Origin of the sequence: Nocardia aurantia (assembly GCF_009604425.1) — a bacterium.
Taxonomy (GTDB): Bacteria; Actinomycetota; Actinomycetes; order Mycobacteriales; family Mycobacteriaceae; genus Nocardia; species Nocardia aurantia.
The window spans coordinates 141,009-157,435 of sequence record NZ_WEGI01000013.1; the positions used below are offsets into that span (position 1 = coordinate 141,009).

Consider the following 16,427-nt stretch of genomic DNA (forward strand, 5'->3'; position numbering starts at 1 on the left):
GCTGACGCCGTGTCGGCGGGGGGTTCCGCCGCCGATGTCATGTCGGCGCCGGGTTCGCCTGCCGACGCCACACCGCCGCGGGGTTCGTCTGCCGGCGCCACGTCGATGTGGAATTCGTCGGCAGTGGGTGCGTCGTGCCGGGATTCGTCCGGTGACCTCGCGTCGCCGCGCGATTCGGCTGTCCAGGCCGGGCGAGCCGCCGCCTACCCGCGGGTGTGGCCGGAACAGCGAAATGTCTTGCCGATGTCGGGCGCGCAGCCGGACGTCTCGCCGCATTCGGCGGTCGGCCCGGAGCGGCCGGATGTCTCCCCGCATTCGGCTGCCGGTCCGGAGCGGCCGGATGTGTCCCCGGATCCGATCACCGATGAGTTCTCCGTCCCGGGCGATCGGTTCGAGGACGGTGCCCGGTCTGTGCTGCTGGTGCGGGAACACCGTCCGCGCCGCATCCTCGCTCCCCGGCCTGCCCGGGACGTGAACGAGAAGCGCTGTGTCCGCGGTCGCCGGGCCCGGGGGTCGCGGCGATGACGGTGACCGTGCTGGCCTCGGTGGGGGATTCGTTCCAGCAGACCGCGGCGACCGGGCCGCTGCTGCTGGCGCTGGGGGCGTGCGTGCTGGCGGGGCTGGTGTCGTTCGCGTCGCCGTGTGTCGTGCCGCTGGTCCCCGGATATCTGTCCTACCTGGCGGGGCTGGTGGGCGCCGAGGCGCCGCCGGTCACGGTGGGCGAGGTGACCGGCCGCCGGGTCACGACGGCCGAGCGGACGGGCCGGATGCGGGTCGCCGGCGCGGCCGGACTGTTCGTCGCCGGTTTCACCGTGGTGTTCGTGCTGGCGTCGGCGACGGTGTTCGGGGTGATCCAGACCCTGAACGTGAACCGCGATCTGCTGCAGCGGATCGGCGGCGTCGTCACCATCGTGATGGGACTGGTGTTCCTCGGCCTGGTCCCGGCGTTGCAGCGCGACACCCGCATGCACCCGCGGCGGCTCACCGGTGTCGTCGGCGCGCCCCTGCTCGGCGCGGTGTTCGCGCTGGGCTGGACGCCGTGCCTCGGGCCGACGCTGTCCGGGGTGATGGCCGTGTCGGCCGGCACCCAGGGCGCCACCGCGGCCCGGGGCGTCGCCCTGATCGTCGCCTACTGCCTCGGCCTGGGCCTGCCGTTCGTGATCCTGGCGTTCGGGTCGGCCAGCGCGCTGCGCGGGGTCGGCTGGCTGCGCCGCAACTCGCGCACCATCCAGGTCATCGGGGGAATCCTGCTCGTCGCGGTCGGTATCGCCCTGGTGACGGGGTGGTGGGACCAGTTCGTCGGGTGGGTGCGCGATGCCTTCGTCTCCGAAACGACTCTGCCGATATGACCACCACCATCACCGCTCCCGAGACCTCCCCGCGCCCCGGCCCGTCGCCGCGGCGGCGAGTGCCGGCCCTGCTGCGCAACAGCTGGCGTGGCCTCACCAACATGCGCACCGCGCTGGTGCTGTTGTTCCTGCTGGCACTGGCGGCGATCCCCGGCGCCCTGCTGCCGCAGCGCAGTCTCAACGCGCAGAAGGTCGACAAGTACATCGCCGACCGGCCCACCCTCGGGCACTGGATGGATCGGCTGCAGCTGTTCGGCGTGTTCTCCAGTTCCTGGTTCACTGCCGTCTACGTTCTGTTGTTCGTTTCGCTGGTGGGCTGCATCGTGCCCCGCGTCTTCGACCACTACCGCGCGCTGCGCACCCCGCCGGTCGCGGTGCCGCGCAACCTGAGTCGCCTGCCGCACCATTTCGCGACGACGGTCGAGACCTCGCCGGCGGAGGTGATCGGCACCGCGCGCGGCCGGTTGCGCGGCTGGCGGGTGATCCAGCGGACCGGCACCCGCGAGGGTGAGCTCACGCTCTCGGCGGAGAAGGGCTACTTCCGCGAGTTCGGCAATCTGGTCTTCCATCTGTCGCTGGTCGGGCTGCTGGTGGCCTTCGCGGTCGGAAAATTGTTCGGCTACGAGGGCAACGTGGTCGTGGTCGCCGACAACGGCCCCGGCTTCTGCACCACCTCGCCCGCCGTGTTCGACTCGTTCCGGGCGGGCAATGTCAACGACGGCACTGGCTTGGCGCCGATGTGTGTGCGGGTCAAGGATTTCCGCGCCGACTACCTGCCCAACGGTCAGGCCGAGATGTTCACCGCGAACATCTCCTACCAGTCCGGCAAGGATCTGACCTCCGGTACCTGGCGCGACACGACCATCCAGGTGAATCATCCGCTGCGGGTCGCGGGCGACCGCGTCTACCTGCAGGGCCACGGTTACGCGCCGACCTTCACGGTCACCTACCCGAACGGGCAGACCCGCACCGAGACCGTGCAGTGGCTGCCCGAGGACACCGCGACCTTCCTGTCCAGCGGCGTCATGCGCTTCGATCCGCCCGGCGGCATGTTCGGCACCGAGGAGGAGCGGCGCAAACACCAGATCGCGATCGAGGGCCTGTTCGCGCCGACCGCGCTGCTGCACGGCACCCTGCTGACCTCGTCGTATCCGGCGATGAACGATCCGGCGGTGGCGATCGACATCTATCGCGGCGAGACCGGACTCGACACCGGCCGCGCGCAGTCGCTGTTCGCGCTGGATCCGGAGATGGTCAAACAGGGCCGGCTCGCGAAGGAACAGCGGGTCAACCTGCGGCCGGGCGAGTCGGCGACCCTGGCCGACGGCACCAAGGTGACCTTCGACGGCGCGAAGCAGTTCGCCAACATGCAGGTGTCGCACGATCCGGCGCAGGACTGGGTGCTGGTGTTCGCGGTGACGATGATGGCCGGTCTGCTGGTATCGCTGCTGCTCAAGCGCCGCCGGGTGTGGATGCGCGCCTACCCGGAGGTGACCGGTGATGATGAACGACGTACTGTAGTAGAAATGGGCGGGCTGGCCCGCACCGACCAGGCCGGCTGGGGTGGCGAATTCGATCGCCTGCGCAGCTCGGTTCTGGGCGACAGCACACCGTCCGGCACGCAGAACGGGGAGCAGTGACCATGCCGATCGACGAGAACATCGCCGGTTACAGCGATCTGGCGTTCAAGTCGGCGATCGTCGTCTACGTGCTGGTGTTCGTGCTGCTGCTGGTCCAGTACGCCACCGCCTACACCCGCCGGGCCGAGGAGCGCGAACCCGCGCTGGTCGGCGCCGGCGCCGGGGTGCCCGGCCGCGTCGAGCGACCGGCCGCGCGACCGCTGGGGGAACGCTTCGGCAACATGGCGTTCGCGGTCCTGTTCGTCGGCCTGGCCTCGCACATCGTGTCGATCGTGCTGCGCGGCTTCGCGACCCACCGTTTCCCGCTCGGCAACATGTACGAGTTCGTGACGATGGCCACCGGCACCGCCGTCCTGCTCGGCGTGATCCTGTTGCGCGATCAGCGCTACCGCGGCATGTGGTCGTTCCTGCTGGTCCCCGTCCTGATCCTGATGTTCCTGGCCGGCACCGTGCTGTACGCCGGAGCCGCGCCCGTGGTGCCCGCGCTGAAGTCGTACTGGCTGCCGATCCACGTCACGGTGGTCAGCATCGGCAGCGGTGTCTTCCTGGTGTCGGGTGTCGCGAGCCTGCTGTTCCTGCTGCGCCTGCGCCAGCCCGCCGGGTCGGAATCCGACACCGTCCTGGGTGCGATCGCGCGCCGCCTCCCCGATGCCCGCGCCCTGGACCGGCTCGCCTACCGCACCACCATCATCGGGTTCCCGATCTTCGGCACCGGCATCATCCTCGGCGCCATCTGGGCCGAATCCGCCTGGGGCCGCTTCTGGGGCTGGGACCCCAAGGAGACCGTCTCCTTCATCGCCTGGGTCATCTACGCCGCTTACCTGCACGCCCGCGCGACCTCGGGCTGGCGGGAGACCAAGGCCGCGTGGATCAACATCGCCGGTTTCGTGGCGATGCTGTTCAACCTGTTCATCATCAACATCGTGGTCAGCGGCCTGCACAGCTACGCCGGGCTGAACTGAGGCCGTCCGCGAGGACGTAGTCCGGCAGCAGCCGCGCCTCGAGCAGCCATGCCTGCCCCGCGACGATCGGCGGTGGCAATGCGCCGGCGGCGGCGAGGCCGCGCGCGATGTCGGTGTTCGGCCGGGCTCACCGGCTGTTCGTGTGTCGGTGGTGACAATCCGTGGCTCCCCGCTCGCCGGCGATCTGACCGCGTGCAATACGTATTGCGAAACCATGGGTGGACCGGTGCGCCCATCCAGTGGTGCGATCAGAAGCTTCTATACGAAAGCGTTTCTGGTGCAGGTCGTTCGAGTGATCGTTCGGTGAACTTGTTTCTGCTGGAGACAATCTCGTCTTTGAGCAGCACCGCTGGTGGCGGGCACGTGCAGGCGCTGCGACGCCGCGCTCCGAGACCGGCTGAACAGCAGCACGTTCGAAGGATTCGCAGTCAATAATCAAGTGCACCAACATCTTACGGCTCCACAACGCTGTAAGATGCCATGTGGAAACGATCTTCGATCGGACGCAGTGGAAGCGGCAACACGAACGGCTGGGCCGGCCCACCTGTGCCCGACTCGATTCCGTTGTGAAGGAACATCTTTCCAGTCGGTAGCAACCGACACTGCCCGATCCGTTGCGGGCGCCGGTTCTATATTTATGACGGCAGATGCTGGGGTGCAAACATTCTCGTCGTGTCGTGGAAACTCGTCCGGCGAATCCGGTTATCCATTTCCTCGACCGATTTCAAATTGTCCGAGAGATTTTGTGCAGTAGTGATTTTCGATCAAAGCGCTGCGTCGATTGTGATCGGCTCGCCCTGTGCGGCGGGGATCCGTACCTGCCGATCGGGTGACCTCGAACCGAATACTCAAGTGCTGCAAGATCTTCGAGAGCAGGTCCGATCTTCGCTGCCTGACCGTCCGTCACGGTTTCCAGGGGCCTTGATCGATAATCCCGGCGCGGTGCGACCCGGCCTCCGTCGGCCGGTGCGCAGGTCACGAGATCACAAGCGGCGTCGACGTTTCTGTCGCGCCGACTGCGGCGGCATCGGGTATCGGGCTGCGATGGAGCAACGAGCGACGCCGCCCCACGGCCGGGTTCCCAGCGTTGACAAGCGGTTACAGTGCGCACCCGCCGTGCCCGGGGTCCCGCGCGGAGGGCGCCGATGATCGGCAAACGGTTTCGTTCGTTGGAGTGGCGATCGTCGGGAGGCTGGGTTAATGTCTCTCATTGATTCGACCGAGCGGAGAGTGCGGACGACGAAATTCTTCGAGAAGCTATGCTCCGCAACGTTTTTCGACGCCCTCTGCAATTCCTTGCGCAGGGCGTGACTACACCCGGAATTCTCCAGGAGCTGCTGTGAGCACTTCCCTTTCCAGCTTGCCCAGTGGGCATCAGACGATGTTGCTGGCACACCGTGCGATGGTGACCGATATGCCGCGGATCGCCGCCGCCGCCACGCGGTTGGCCGAGGCCCCGGACGCGACGCGCGGCGCCGCACTGAGCGGCTACATCGATCAGGTGCACACGCTGATCAACCACCACCACGAGGGTGAGAACGAGTACCTCTGGCCCCGGCTGCGCAGCGCCGGCGCCGACGAGGCATCGATCGCCCTGCTCGCCGCGGAGCACGAGGAGCTGGACAAGTTCCTGGCCGAATGGCACCGCACCGCACTGGAATTGGGTGCAGGTGGCGATGTCGCGGCAGAGCTGGCGCGCATCACGATGGACGTGCACGAACGGCTCGTGGCGCACGCCGCGGACGAGGAGACCGAACTGATCGGCCGCCTCGCCCCGGCGCTGGACACGAAGATCTGGAAAGGTTTCGAGACCCACATGCGCAAGACCGCGCCACTGTGGACGTTGCGATTCATGCCCGCTTGGCTGCTGTCCGTGGCCCGGCCGGACGAACTGGGTGGCGTGCCCGCCCTGCCGATGGCGCGACTGTTCCGCGGCTGGCTCGAGCGCACGCAGCGTGCCGCGCTCGGCACCGTCGATTGATCCGTCCGGGAACACCCGTACGCCATTAATTTTCGCGACCATACGAGTAAGCTCGTGCCGGTCATCACCGAGTCCGACGACAGCCCAATCCCTTTCAGGGATGGGAACGATTGATGTGATCAGGATGTATAACATCAAGCGCGTGTTCAAGATCACGCCGAGCGTGCGATTCCGCGTTCTGGCGATAGCGCTCATACCCAGCTCGTCGCTACTGATTGTCGGTGGTGGCACAGCCGGTTACTTCTTGCGACAAGCCGACTCCATCCAGGAGTGGTCAACCGCGATCAACCACACGGCCGGACCGGCGCTCGACTTCGTGGAAGCCGTGCAAAACGAGCGCCGCACGAGCATGCTCATACTCGCGGGAGACCAATCCGTCGCCGGGGACCTTCCGGCGGAACGGGCGCGACTCAACGCGTCCATTCCGACGATGATGGCCGCCGGTAACGATTTGATCAAACTCTTCCACGGTTCCGTCGGCGATGCCGTCGTGCAAATGCAGGCCACATTCGGCCAGTTGCCGCTGATTCGGCAGCGAGTCGATCTGGGCGCGGCTCAGATCGACGAGGTCTACGGCTACTACAACAAGGTCATCCAAACCGTCATCGTCGCGGGCCGGCTGGCTGCCCGCACGGCGAAGGTGCCCGAGGCGGCGAATGAACAGGACACCGAGATCGGCCTGTTCGAAACGGCCGAGGCGATGTCCCGCAGTAGTTCGCTCGCCGCGGCCGGCGCGTTCCACGGCGGTTTCACTCCTTCCCAGCAGGAGGAGTACAGCAAACTGGTCGGCTTCTACCGCTACGAACTCGACAATCGCATCGGCGAGCTGACGCCGGGCGAGATGGCGAGCTATCAGGCGCTGGTGTCGAGCCCGGCGTGGCTGCAGATGGGCACCATCGAGTCCGGTCTGATCCGGCGGACGGCCGACCTCGAGGCCGCGGCTCCGTCGGAGCCGGGAGCCTCGGGCCCGGGTGGTTCGTCGTCCACTGCCGCGGGGCCGGGTAGTTCCGCTCCGGGTGCCTCGGGCCCGGGCGGGTCCTCCTCCGGCACCGCGCATCCGGGTGGCGCCGCGCCGTCGGGTGCCGCGGGTCCGGGTGCCTCCGGTCCGAACGCCGCCGGTCCTGGTACCGCTGGCCCGAACGCCGCCGGTCCCGGTACCGCTGGTCCGAACGCCGCCGGTCCCAACGCCGGCCCGGGAGTGTCGCAGCCGGGTGTCACCGCACCGGGTACGTCGCAGCCGGGTGTTGCCTCCCCCGGATCTTCTGCCCCGAAGACCTCCTCCCCGAGAACGTCTCCGCCCGGCGCGCTGTCGCAGGGGGTGCCCGGTGCCTCCTCGCCCGGCACAGGGCAGACCGGGACCGGCAACTCGTCCACGGGATCGTCGTCGGAAACCTCCGGCAACGGCAGCGAGAGCACGGGGACCGGCGACTCCGCCGCGACTGCGCCCATGCCCCCCGCCGCCGAGTGGCAGGACGCGGCCGATCAGGTCGGCAGCACGCTGCGCGGGATGTGGAGTTCGCACCTGCGCTATGCCGGCGAGGTGGCCGACAAGGAGGGCAGCAGACTGTCCCGGCAGTCCGTCGAGGGTGGCGCGGCCGCCCTGGCGCTGTCGCTGATCGCGTTCCTCGCCGCGGCGTACCTGTCGCAGCGCCTGATCGGGCGCCTGCGTCGGCTGCGGGCCGAAACCCTCCAGGTCAGCGAGACCCGGTTGCCGAAGATCATGGATCAGCTCGGTCGCTCCGAATCCGTCGACCTGGACAAGGAATTGCCCAAACTCGACTTCGGCCGTGACGAGATCGGCCAGGTCGCCGACGCCTTCAACCGCGCGCAGACGGCCGCCGTCGCCGCCGCGGTCAACGAGGCGCACACCCGGCAGGGTGTCCGCGCGGTCTTCGTCAACATCGCGCACCGCAGCCAGGTCACCATGCACCAGCTGCTGGGCCAGTTGGAGCGCGCCGAGCATCGCCACGACGATCCGGACACGCTGAAGATGCTGTTCGAGTTCGACAATCTCGCCACCCGCGAGCGGCGCAATGCCGAGAACCTGGTGATCCTGGGCGGCGAACAGCCCGGCAGGCAGTGGCGCAACCCGGTGCCGCTCCACGAGTTGGTTCGCAGCGCGGTCACCGAGACCGAACACTACCCGCGGGTCCACATCGTCCGGCTGCCCGATGTACGGGTCGTCGGTTCGGCGGTGGCCGACCTCATCCATCTGCTGGCCGAGTTGATCGACAACGCCGCGACCTTCTCGCCGCCGCGAACCCGCGTCGAGATCTCCGGTGACCTGGGCGGTTCGGCGGTGATCGTCGCGATCTCCGACCTGGGCGTGGGCCTGACCAAGGGTGAGATGGCACGGTTCAACGAGGCGCTGACCAATCCGCCGGACTTCAACATCGAGGCGCTGTCCACCGACCCACGCCTGGGCCTGTTCGTGGTCGCCCAGCTGGCGAAGCGGCACGACGTCGCCGTGCGATTGACCGAATCCGATTTCGGCGGTATCCGCAGTGTCGTGCGAATCCCGTACGACCTGGTCTCCGATGAGACCGTCGAGGACGATTCGGCCCCGCAGGCCGAGCTCGGTGAAACCGGCGAGGACAACCTGGGTGAGCTGCGGCGCTGGTCGCACCAGCTCGTCGGGCAGCAGCAGCCCGGATTGCCGCCGGTGGACGATCCCGGCGAGCCGGTCCTGGTCCCGATGGCTCCGGAGCCCGAACCGGTCGGCGCCATCGCTTCCTACGGGAACCAGACCACCGCAGAGGCCTGGGGCGAGGATCCGATCGGTGTCGGCCACGAGTCGCAGCCGTACGACGGCCCGCCGCTACCCCAGCGCAGGCGGCAGACACAGGTGATCCCGCGGCCGCCGGCGCCGGATGTCCATCCCAGTATCGGCAGGCAACGGGACAGGCCGACGGGGCAGGGACGGCCCACCGACCTGTGGACCTCGCTACAAGCCGGAACGAAGCTCGGTCGCTCAGGCGTACCCGCCGGGTCTCGGCTGGAGGCGGCGACCGACGGCGAAGGACAGTGGAATGACTGAAGAATACGGCAAGTTCAATTGGATCCTCGATGATCTGGCGGAGCGCCTGAACGGTGTTCGCTACGTCATCATGCTGTCCAACGACGGGCTGATGCTGGGCCACTGTGCCCAGATCGAGCGCGAGGACGGCGAACGGTTCAGCGCGATGGCGTCGGCGTTGCAGAGCCTGGGGACCAGCGCCGGACGATTGTTCGCGGCGGGCAATCTGCAACAGGTCATGGTCGAGCTCGATGAGGCGATGCTGTTCGTCACATCGGCGGGCGCGAATGCCTCGATCGCCGTCCTCGGCGAGGCCACCGCGGATTGGGGTCTGGTCGCGCACGAGATGAATCTGACGGTCCAGCGCATGGGGACGTGGCTTTCCTCGAAACCACGCCACAGCAACGTGACCAGATGATCGACCGCTATGGTTCGCGAAAAGGACTCCTGGTACGACGATGCAGCCGGTCCGCTGGTCCGGCTGTATGGGTTCACTCGCGGGCGTACCCACGATTCCGCACCCGAACTGAGCATGATCACGATCGTGGTCGCGGTCGAGGGCACCGAGGATGCCCGTTTGCGCCAAATGGAACACGAGTATCAGCGAATCTTCTCGATCACTCGAAAGCCGCGAGCGATCGCGGAGATTTCTGCCAGACTCGGATTGCCCTTGCGGGTGAGCAGAATTCTGGTAGGTGATCTCATCGCGGACGGTTATCTGACCATCAGCTCGGCGCAGGCGAAGCACGCCGCAGAAAACAGCAACCGCGAAACCGCCGATTTGATAAGGGCGATACGTGATGGTCTTCTCAAACTCTGACACCATGGCACCGCCGAAGATCACGTCGGCGAAAATCCTCATCGCAGGAGGATTCGGCGTGGGCAAGACAACCATGGTCGGTTCGGTCAGCGAGATCGCGCCGATGTCCACCGAGGAGCTGATCAGCGACAAGAGCGACGGCGTCGATGATCTGTCCGGTGTGGAGTCGAAGGTGAACACCACGGTCGCACTGGATTTCGGGCGCATCACGGTGAACCCGAACCTGATCCTCTACCTGTTCGGCACGCCGGGACAGGAACGGTTCTGGTTCTTCTGGGACGAACTCGCGACCGGAGCCCTCGGCGCGGTGGTCCTCGTCGATGTCCGGCGGCTCGACCAGTCGTTCGCCGCCATCGACTTCTTCGAACAGCGGAATCTGCCGTTCGTGGTGGGAGTCAACTACTTCGAGGGCGCGCACCGGTACCGCATCGCCGACCTGCGGGCGGCGCTCGATCTCGATGAACAGGTGCCGCTGCGGTATTGCGATGCCCGCAGCCGGGATTCCAGCAAACGATTGCTCCTCGGCCTCACCGAGCATCTGCTCGATCGGCTCGGGGACCCCGACAGCGTGTAGCTCAACCAGCAGTATCCGATTGGAATAATGATCGACGTGACCGTCACTGTCAGCCTGGCCGATGTCTCCAGTTACCGGCCCGGAGAACCTATTTCGGCTGATTACTTCACCCGGTTCCACGAGACCGGGGACAGCGGCTCCGCCGTCATGTTCAATCCACCCCGCTTCCGCCACCATGTCCGGCCGGGCGAAACCCCCGCCGACATGGCCGAGCGGGCGATCGCTCCGATGCTCGAACGGCAGGGAGCGAACATGCTGGACGAGGTCGACATCCTGATCGTGCACACCCAGCTGCCCGACACCTGGTTCGTCGGCAACGGTGGTGAGATCGCCGCCCGCTTCGGCATCGTGCCGGAATGGCTTATCGACCTGCACAACGGCGGCTGCGCCAGTTTCATCCACGCGATCAAACTGGCGCGCGAGATTCTGCAGGGAACCCGGGCACGATCGGCCCTGATCGTCAACATCGCGAATACCGCCGGACGGGTGTTCGACCAGGATCAGGTGCGGCCGCTTGCCCAGGCCGCCATTCCCGGGGACGGTGCGGGCGTCGCCTGGCTGGTGAAATCGGACCGATCCCCGCTCCTCGACATCGAGACGCGGCATCTGCCGCAATATGCCGGCGATATGACGTCGGTCGCCGTCCCGCCGCGACAGCACTGGGAGGCCGGCCCCGGCCAGTTGCGGATCGGATTCACCGAGGCCGGTATCAGCAAGGTGCTGAGCCGGGGCAACGAGATCGTCCCGGAAGTCGCTCGCGCGGTGTGCGATCGCATCGGGGTGGCGACCGACCAGGTGGATCTGCTGGTGACCAATCAGCCCAACCGGAAGTTCCTGCAGAACTGGCGGGACTCGCTGGGGCTGCCCGCGGAACGCCACCCGGACACCTTCGAGGAGTGCGGCAATCTGTTCGGCGCCGGCATGCCGTTGACCTTCGACCATGCGGTCACCTCCGGGCTGGTTCCGGACGGATCCCTGGTCGTGTTCGCGGGTTTCGCGCATGCCGGAGATTTCGCCGCCGCCGCGGCGCTGCGCTGGGACGGCAGACTCTCGTCGCGCGACGGCTCATGCTGACCACGCACGACTTCGTACGATTTCCGCTCGCGCTCAACGAAAACCCTTACGGCCCATTGCCCTCGGTGCACCGGGCCCTCGCCGAGGCGCTCGCCTCGATGAATCGCTATCCGGAATTCCTGCCGCACCGGCTGCCGCAGCTCATCGCGGGCCGAATCGGTTGCCCGCCCGAGCAGATCGTCGTCGGCGCCGGCGCCACCGGCGTGATCCTGCACATTCTGCAGGCGGTCGTCCCCACGATCGGCCGTGCGGCGGCAGGATCCGGCGCCGTCCGGGTGGTGCTGGCGGGGCCGACCTTCGACGGTTATCCGCTGCTGACCGAAACGGTCGGTGGCCGGCCGGTGATCGTTCCGCTGATGCCCGACGGATCGCAGGATCTGGCCGCGATGGCCGCGGCGGTCGACGAGCGGACCGGGGTGGTCGTGCTGTGTAGTCCGCACAATCCGACCGGCACCCGGTTGCCTCAGCACGAACTGGTGGCTTTTCTCGATCTGATCGACACCCGGATCGTGGTGATACTCGACGAGGCCTATATCGATTTCGCCCCGTCGGATCAGCGTGTCGATATCACGACCCTGCTGGCGGCGTACCCGAACGTGGTCGTGGTCCGCACTTTCTCGAAGGCATTCGGGCTGGCGGGCCTGCGGGTCGGATATGCGGTCGCCGCACCCCATCTCGCGGCTCGTATCGCGCATTGGCAGGTGCCGTACGGCATGAACAACCTCGCCGAAATCGCCGTGCACGCCTGTTACGCGGCCGAGGACGAATTGAACGAGCGTATCCGCGCCATCACGAATGAACGCGATCGGCTCTCGGGCGCGCTCCGGCGACTGGGCTACGACGTACCCGCCAGTTCCGCGAACCACGTATTTCTCCCATTGCGCGACGTCGGGCACGCCCGCCGTATCACCGGCGCATTCGATCGCGCGGAGATCATGGTCAAGCAATATCCGACGGGAATGCGGATAACCGTGGGGGACAGCGCCGCCAACGACGCTGTCATCACGAGCCTGGCAGCCGTCGGGGGCTGACCGGCGCGGTGGAATTCGCGGGCGCCGCGCGCCGGGGCGACCCGCTTACCCACCGTCGGCGAGGAACGGCACGAACGGGGGAACCTCGTCGGGGTCGCAGTCGATCGCCACGAATCGGGGGCCGGTGCCGGAATCCGCCAGCGCGGCGCGGAGATCGTCCGGCCCGCGCACCGAGTGGCAGGGTAGCCCGGGGAACATCGCCGCCATCCCCTCGGCCAGCATCGCACGCTCGAAACGGTTGCGGCCGTCGCTGTTTCGGCAGTACAGCCGCTCCCGCACCACACACATCGCGTGCGCGTTGTTGTTCAAAATGATGAACGTGATCGGCAGGGCGTGTTCGATCGCGGTATGTATTTCCATGCCGTGCATGAAGAATGAGCCGTCACCGGCGATGACATAGGTGGGCCGCCGGGTGGCGAACACCGCGCCGATCGCGGCGCCGAAGCTGTAACCCATCCCGCCCATGCCCAGTGCGAGCCCGAATCGGCCGTCGGCGGGCAGTTCGAGATGGTGCACCGCCGCGGCACCGGTATTGCCGGCATCGGCGAAAACTGCACTGCCGGTTGGCAACTGATCGGAAATCTGCTCCATGACCTCGCGATAGCGCAACCCGGGACCGGTCGCGACGGGCGGCTGCAACCGGCTCGTGGCGGTGACGTGTTCGGCGGGAACGACTGCGCCGCTTTCGATTCGGCGTACCGCGGCAGTGAGTTGCGGCAACGCCACGGACAGGTCCGCGGCGGTGGCGTGGACGGCGGGGCGATAGGGCGCCGAGGCGCCGATGCCGGCCAGCGGTACATCCCCGAGCGGGATCTGCGCGGTCGCCGGCAATCGAGTGCCGACCAGCAGGCACAGTGCCGCCGACCCTGCCGCCCGGACCAGTTCCGGGTGACCCATCGTGCCCGCGACACCGGCGAAACCGGGTTCGCGCGGTCCGTACACGTCCTTCCCGTCCGGCGTCACCCCGACCGCGGCATCCAATGCCGTTGCCAGGTCGCGCAATGCGCCGCGCGCGTCGTCACGGCCCACCTGATCACCGGCGATCACCAGGACCTTGCCGGTCGACCGGGCCGTGGCCAGCGCCGCGGCCACGGCGGCGATACCGGACGGATCGACAGCGGGTGGTGGTGGCGCCGTCTGCGGTGGCGTGGCCGTGATCGTGGCGCGCTGCACATCCTTCGGTAGCAACAGGACCGCCGGTCCGCCACCCCGCGCCGCCTCGACCGCGGCCGCGAACTGCTCCGGCAGATCCGCCGCCCGCTCCACCCGCGCGCAGTACCGCGACACCGCGCCGAACAGCCGCGCCGCGTCGATGGTGCCCGCCCGGCCGCTGGTGTCCTGGAAGGCGCCCTGCCCCTCCTGGCTGCGCGGCGGCTGTCCGACCAGCGCGAGCACCGGCACCTGCGAGGTGAATGATTCCGCCAGCCCGGCAACGAGATTCATCGCGCCACCGCCGGACGTCGCGACCACCACACCGAGGCCCCCGGTGGCGCGAGCGTACCCGTCGGCCATCGTCGCGGCGGCGAATTCGTGTTTGGCCACGACCCCTCGGACGTCGGCGCCGCCGTCGGCGACGGAGCGGGCCGCCGCATCGTAGACATCCTCGATATTCGCGCCGTCCACCCCGAAAAAGTACCGGACACCCAGTTCGGCACACGCTCGCACGAGATAATCCGCCACCCGCCAGTCTTCCATCCCCGTATACGACCACCTCCGGGGCGCTGATACAAGTGCTGGACGCTGAAAGTTACGGAACACCAATGCTTTCGGCGTCGCGATGGCGGGTGGTGAACGTGAAAGCGTGGTCAGCTGTCGAGCAGATGCGGGCCGAACGCCAGGTTGTTCCGGTGCCGGTACTCGAGAATGGCCTTGAGGTTGTTCAGCTCCATCGTGTGGCCCGCCCCGAAAATGCCCCACATGTCGCCCACCCACTGCGGACGGTTCGCTGGAGCGATTTCCGGATGGGGGTTCTCGTTGTAGTAGGGATGCCGGCAGTTGGTCCACGTCACCACGCAGCCGGGGCGATTGAGGACCAGTTCGGCCGGGATCACGCGCATCAGGTAGATCATCCAGAGTTCGTTGCCCTGGTCCCAGGCGCAGTGGTAGTCGACGGTGAGCGCCTCCGCATTGGTGACGACCTTCATGAAGATCTTGGTATCGATCCCGAGCGTATCGATGCCCTGATACACGCCGGGCAGTTCGGTCGGCTCGAAATCGCGGGTGCTGTAAGTCCATTCGGACAGGCTGTGAATATTCGCCAGATATTCGTAGGCGGCCTGCGGCGGGCAGTCGATGTAACCCTGCACGGTGCAATACTCGCCGTAGACGTCATCGTACGAGTAGGAGGGCTTGGTGAGCGCCGCGACGCGCACCATCACCTCGCCGACATCGATCTGCTCTCCCCGGACCAGACCGGGAATGTCGGCAAGCTGTTGATCATCGATCTGCATGAAATCGCAGCCTACGCGGAAGTCGAGAAGCGGCAAACCCCAAGTATTCCCACTGCCGGATTCGTGGAACATCGGCTTGTCCGGTGGTGGCGCCGCCACCGCCCGTGCTGTGAAACATGTTGTGTGGAAATGTTTCTCCGGACAGCTGATCGCGGGCAACCGCCGCGCGCGACCCTCGATTGTTTCCGAATTGTGAACGGAGAATTCGTCTTCCGGGTGCGAGGGCTCCTACGGGTCTACGCCGGCGCCCGGCCGGTCCTGCACCGGGCGCCGCGTCACCGGCGTGTATCGGGATGCTCAGTTCCTGCCGTCGCTGTCGCCGCCGTCGCCGGTCGGGAATTCGTTCCAGTTCTCGTTGTTCGACTGGCCGTTGGGGCCGGGGCCGAGGAGCCGAGTCATGGGTCACCTCCTTTCGTGTCGATGTGCCATTCGTCGGAGCGGGGGTCGCGGATGGGCGGCATCGCTCCTGTCACCACCCGGCAACGCGGTATTGCCGGTACGGACCCGGCGGAGGACGCTGGGAAGTACCGGCGGCGCGGCCGGGCGCTGCCCCGACCACTAGGGGTGAAACGTGTTCGCACGTTCGACGACCATCGAGGCGCAACTGTCGGCGATCGATGCCGGTATCGCCTATGTTCAGGACGAAGTACTGCCCGCGGTGACCCGGATTCCCGGGTGTATCGGGTTGTCGCTGCTGGTGGACCGCGAGTCGGGCCGGTGCATCGCGACCACGGCCTGGGAGTCCGCGGAAACCATGCGGAACAGTGAGGGCGAGGTCGGCGTGATCCGCGACCGGGCCGCCTACGAGGTGTTCCGGGGCCGCGCGCGGATCGAGGAGTGGGAGGTCGCGATGATGCATCGGGACCACCGCTCCCGGCCGGGCGCCCGCGTGCGGGTGACGTGGGGCCGGCTCGATCCGGCGCGGGTCGACGCCGCCATCGAGAACTACAGCTATCAGGCGATGCCCGCGATCCAGCAGCTGGAGGGGTTCTGCAGCGCGAGTTTGCTGGTCGACCGGGCCGCCGGAAAGGGCGTGGCGACGGAGACGTTCGACAGCGCCGAGGCGATGGACCACACCCGCCCGATATCCGACGCCGTGCGCGACAACAGCACCATGCGGTCCGGGGTCGAGATCCTGGATACCGGTGAATTCGAGTTGGCGCTGGCCCACCTGCGGGTTCCGGAACTGATCTGAGCCGGGCGGTCGTCGCCCGGGAAGCTCCCGGGCGGCGGCGGGCCGACGGTCAGAGCGGGTGCTCCTCGAGTTCGGTATTGGCCAGCCGGGCGGCGTCGGCGGCCTCGTCGTGGGACAGTCGCCGGTCGGCGGCGGGGGTTGCCGCGCGTTCGCGATCGATCTTGCCCTGCAATGGCTCCCGGAGCGGGGGCGGCGGTTCGGTCCCGGGAATCCCGCGAGAGTCGGACGCTGGATCGGATTCCTGGTCGTTACGGTGCTGACGCCGGGCGGCGGCCGCTTCGGTCTCCTGCTTGCGGCGCGCGTCCTGCGACAAGTTCTGCTGCTTGCGCATGATC

The 16,427-nt window shown here is 67.3% G+C and carries 15 protein-coding genes; 12 read left to right on the forward strand and 3 right to left on the reverse strand.

Annotated elements, in window-relative coordinates; all coding sequences use genetic code 11:
• The first annotated feature begins 243 nt into the window (after positions 1-243).
• From NRB56_RS28930 to NRB56_RS28980, 11 genes are all read left to right on the forward strand, one after another.
• Positions 244-525, forward strand: a complete 282-nt coding sequence (locus tag NRB56_RS28930) for a hypothetical protein (RefSeq protein WP_153347485.1) — start codon at positions 244-246, stop codon at positions 523-525.
• The gene (locus NRB56_RS28935) at positions 522-1,349 is read left to right on the forward strand and encodes a cytochrome c biogenesis CcdA family protein (RefSeq protein WP_153347486.1); all 828 of its coding nucleotides are present in this window, start codon (positions 522-524) and stop codon (positions 1,347-1,349) included. The genes NRB56_RS28930 and NRB56_RS28935 overlap by 4 nt, the downstream gene beginning before the upstream one ends.
• Positions 1,346-2,989, forward strand: coding sequence for a cytochrome c biogenesis protein ResB (gene resB / locus NRB56_RS28940; RefSeq protein ID WP_153347487.1), 1,644 nt, complete (start codon positions 1,346-1,348; stop codon positions 2,987-2,989). Before NRB56_RS28935 ends, resB begins: the two co-directional genes overlap by 4 nt.
• 2 nt (positions 2,990-2,991) lie before the next feature.
• Positions 2,992-3,951 carry a c-type cytochrome biogenesis protein CcsB gene (ccsB, locus tag NRB56_RS28945; protein ID WP_153347488.1) on the forward strand — a complete coding sequence of 320 codons (960 nt, stop codon included), beginning with the start codon at positions 2,992-2,994 and terminating at the stop codon, positions 3,949-3,951.
• Between the two features lie 1,339 nt (positions 3,952-5,290).
• Positions 5,291-5,932 (forward strand): hemerythrin domain-containing protein, encoded by a 642-nt coding sequence (locus NRB56_RS28950; RefSeq protein WP_319943693.1) that lies wholly within the window; start codon positions 5,291-5,293, stop codon positions 5,930-5,932.
• Positions 5,907-8,969: a sensor histidine kinase gene (locus NRB56_RS28955; protein WP_153347489.1), complete on the forward strand. Its 3,063-nt coding sequence runs from the start codon at positions 5,907-5,909 to the stop codon at positions 8,967-8,969. The genes NRB56_RS28950 and NRB56_RS28955 overlap by 26 nt, the downstream gene beginning before the upstream one ends.
• A complete protein-coding gene (locus tag NRB56_RS28960; RefSeq protein WP_153347490.1) occupies positions 8,962-9,366 on the forward strand; it encodes a roadblock/LC7 domain-containing protein in 405 nt (134 codons plus the stop codon). Before NRB56_RS28955 ends, NRB56_RS28960 begins: the two co-directional genes overlap by 8 nt.
• Before the next feature lie 9 nt (positions 9,367-9,375).
• Positions 9,376-9,768 (forward strand): DUF742 domain-containing protein, encoded by a 393-nt coding sequence (locus NRB56_RS28965; protein WP_153347491.1) that lies wholly within the window; start codon positions 9,376-9,378, stop codon positions 9,766-9,768.
• A complete protein-coding gene (locus NRB56_RS28970; RefSeq protein WP_456320182.1) occupies positions 9,749-10,342 on the forward strand; it encodes a GTP-binding protein in 594 nt (197 codons plus the stop codon). Before NRB56_RS28965 ends, NRB56_RS28970 begins: the two co-directional genes overlap by 20 nt.
• A gap of 27 nt (positions 10,343-10,369) precedes the next feature.
• Positions 10,370-11,416, forward strand: a complete 1,047-nt coding sequence (locus tag NRB56_RS28975) for a 3-oxoacyl-ACP synthase III family protein (protein WP_153347493.1) — start codon at positions 10,370-10,372, stop codon at positions 11,414-11,416.
• Positions 11,410-12,447 carry a pyridoxal phosphate-dependent aminotransferase gene (locus NRB56_RS28980; protein WP_227838427.1) on the forward strand — a complete coding sequence of 346 codons (1,038 nt, stop codon included), beginning with the start codon at positions 11,410-11,412 and terminating at the stop codon, positions 12,445-12,447. The genes NRB56_RS28975 and NRB56_RS28980 overlap by 7 nt, the downstream gene beginning before the upstream one ends.
• 45 nt (positions 12,448-12,492) lie before the next feature.
• On the opposite strand, the gene NRB56_RS28985 is transcribed toward NRB56_RS28980, so the two are convergent.
• Positions 12,493-14,142 (reverse strand): thiamine pyrophosphate-binding protein, encoded by a 1,650-nt coding sequence (locus NRB56_RS28985; protein WP_153347494.1) that lies wholly within the window; start codon positions 14,140-14,142, stop codon positions 12,493-12,495.
• Between the two features lie 110 nt (positions 14,143-14,252).
• A complete protein-coding gene (locus tag NRB56_RS28990) occupies positions 14,253-14,897 on the reverse strand; it encodes an SRPBCC family protein (RefSeq protein WP_153347495.1) in 645 nt (214 codons plus the stop codon).
• Positions 14,898-15,468: 571 nt separating this feature from the next.
• Between NRB56_RS28990 and NRB56_RS28995 the strand changes: the two genes are divergently transcribed.
• Positions 15,469-16,092, forward strand: coding sequence for a hypothetical protein (locus NRB56_RS28995; protein WP_319943694.1), 624 nt, complete (start codon positions 15,469-15,471; stop codon positions 16,090-16,092).
• Between the two features lie 49 nt (positions 16,093-16,141).
• On the opposite strand, the gene NRB56_RS29000 is transcribed toward NRB56_RS28995, so the two are convergent.
• Positions 16,142-16,423: a hypothetical protein gene (locus NRB56_RS29000; RefSeq protein WP_153347496.1), complete on the reverse strand. Its 282-nt coding sequence runs from the start codon at positions 16,421-16,423 to the stop codon at positions 16,142-16,144.
• Between the last annotated feature and the right edge of the window lie 4 nt (positions 16,424-16,427).

Bases quoted from the DNA above. Each gene is read 5' to 3' on its own strand.
- NRB56_RS28980 (WP_227838427.1), top strand. From the start codon at position 11,410: ATGCTGACCACGCACGACTTCGTACGATTTCCGCTCGCGCTCAACGAA.
- NRB56_RS28960 (WP_153347490.1), top strand. From the start codon at position 8,962: ATGACTGAAGAATACGGCAAGTTCAATTGGATCCTCGATGATCTGGCG.
- NRB56_RS28990 (WP_153347495.1), bottom strand. From the start codon at position 14,897: ATGCAGATCGATGATCAACAGCTTGCCGACATTCCCGGTCTGGTCCGG.
- resB (WP_153347487.1), top strand. From the start codon at position 1,346: ATGACCACCACCATCACCGCTCCCGAGACCTCCCCGCGCCCCGGCCCG.
- NRB56_RS28935 (WP_153347486.1), top strand. From the start codon at position 522: ATGACGGTGACCGTGCTGGCCTCGGTGGGGGATTCGTTCCAGCAGACC.
- NRB56_RS28965 (WP_153347491.1), top strand. From the start codon at position 9,376: ATGGTTCGCGAAAAGGACTCCTGGTACGACGATGCAGCCGGTCCGCTG.
- NRB56_RS28975 (WP_153347493.1), top strand. From the start codon at position 10,370: ATGATCGACGTGACCGTCACTGTCAGCCTGGCCGATGTCTCCAGTTAC.
- NRB56_RS28970 (WP_456320182.1), top strand. From the start codon at position 9,749: ATGGTCTTCTCAAACTCTGACACCATGGCACCGCCGAAGATCACGTCG.
- NRB56_RS28930 (WP_153347485.1), top strand. From the start codon at position 244: ATGTCGGGCGCGCAGCCGGACGTCTCGCCGCATTCGGCGGTCGGCCCG.
- ccsB (WP_153347488.1), top strand. From the start codon at position 2,992: ATGCCGATCGACGAGAACATCGCCGGTTACAGCGATCTGGCGTTCAAG.
- NRB56_RS28985 (WP_153347494.1), bottom strand. From the start codon at position 14,142: ATGGAAGACTGGCGGGTGGCGGATTATCTCGTGCGAGCGTGTGCCGAA.
- NRB56_RS29000 (WP_153347496.1), bottom strand. From the start codon at position 16,423: ATGCGCAAGCAGCAGAACTTGTCGCAGGACGCGCGCCGCAAGCAGGAG.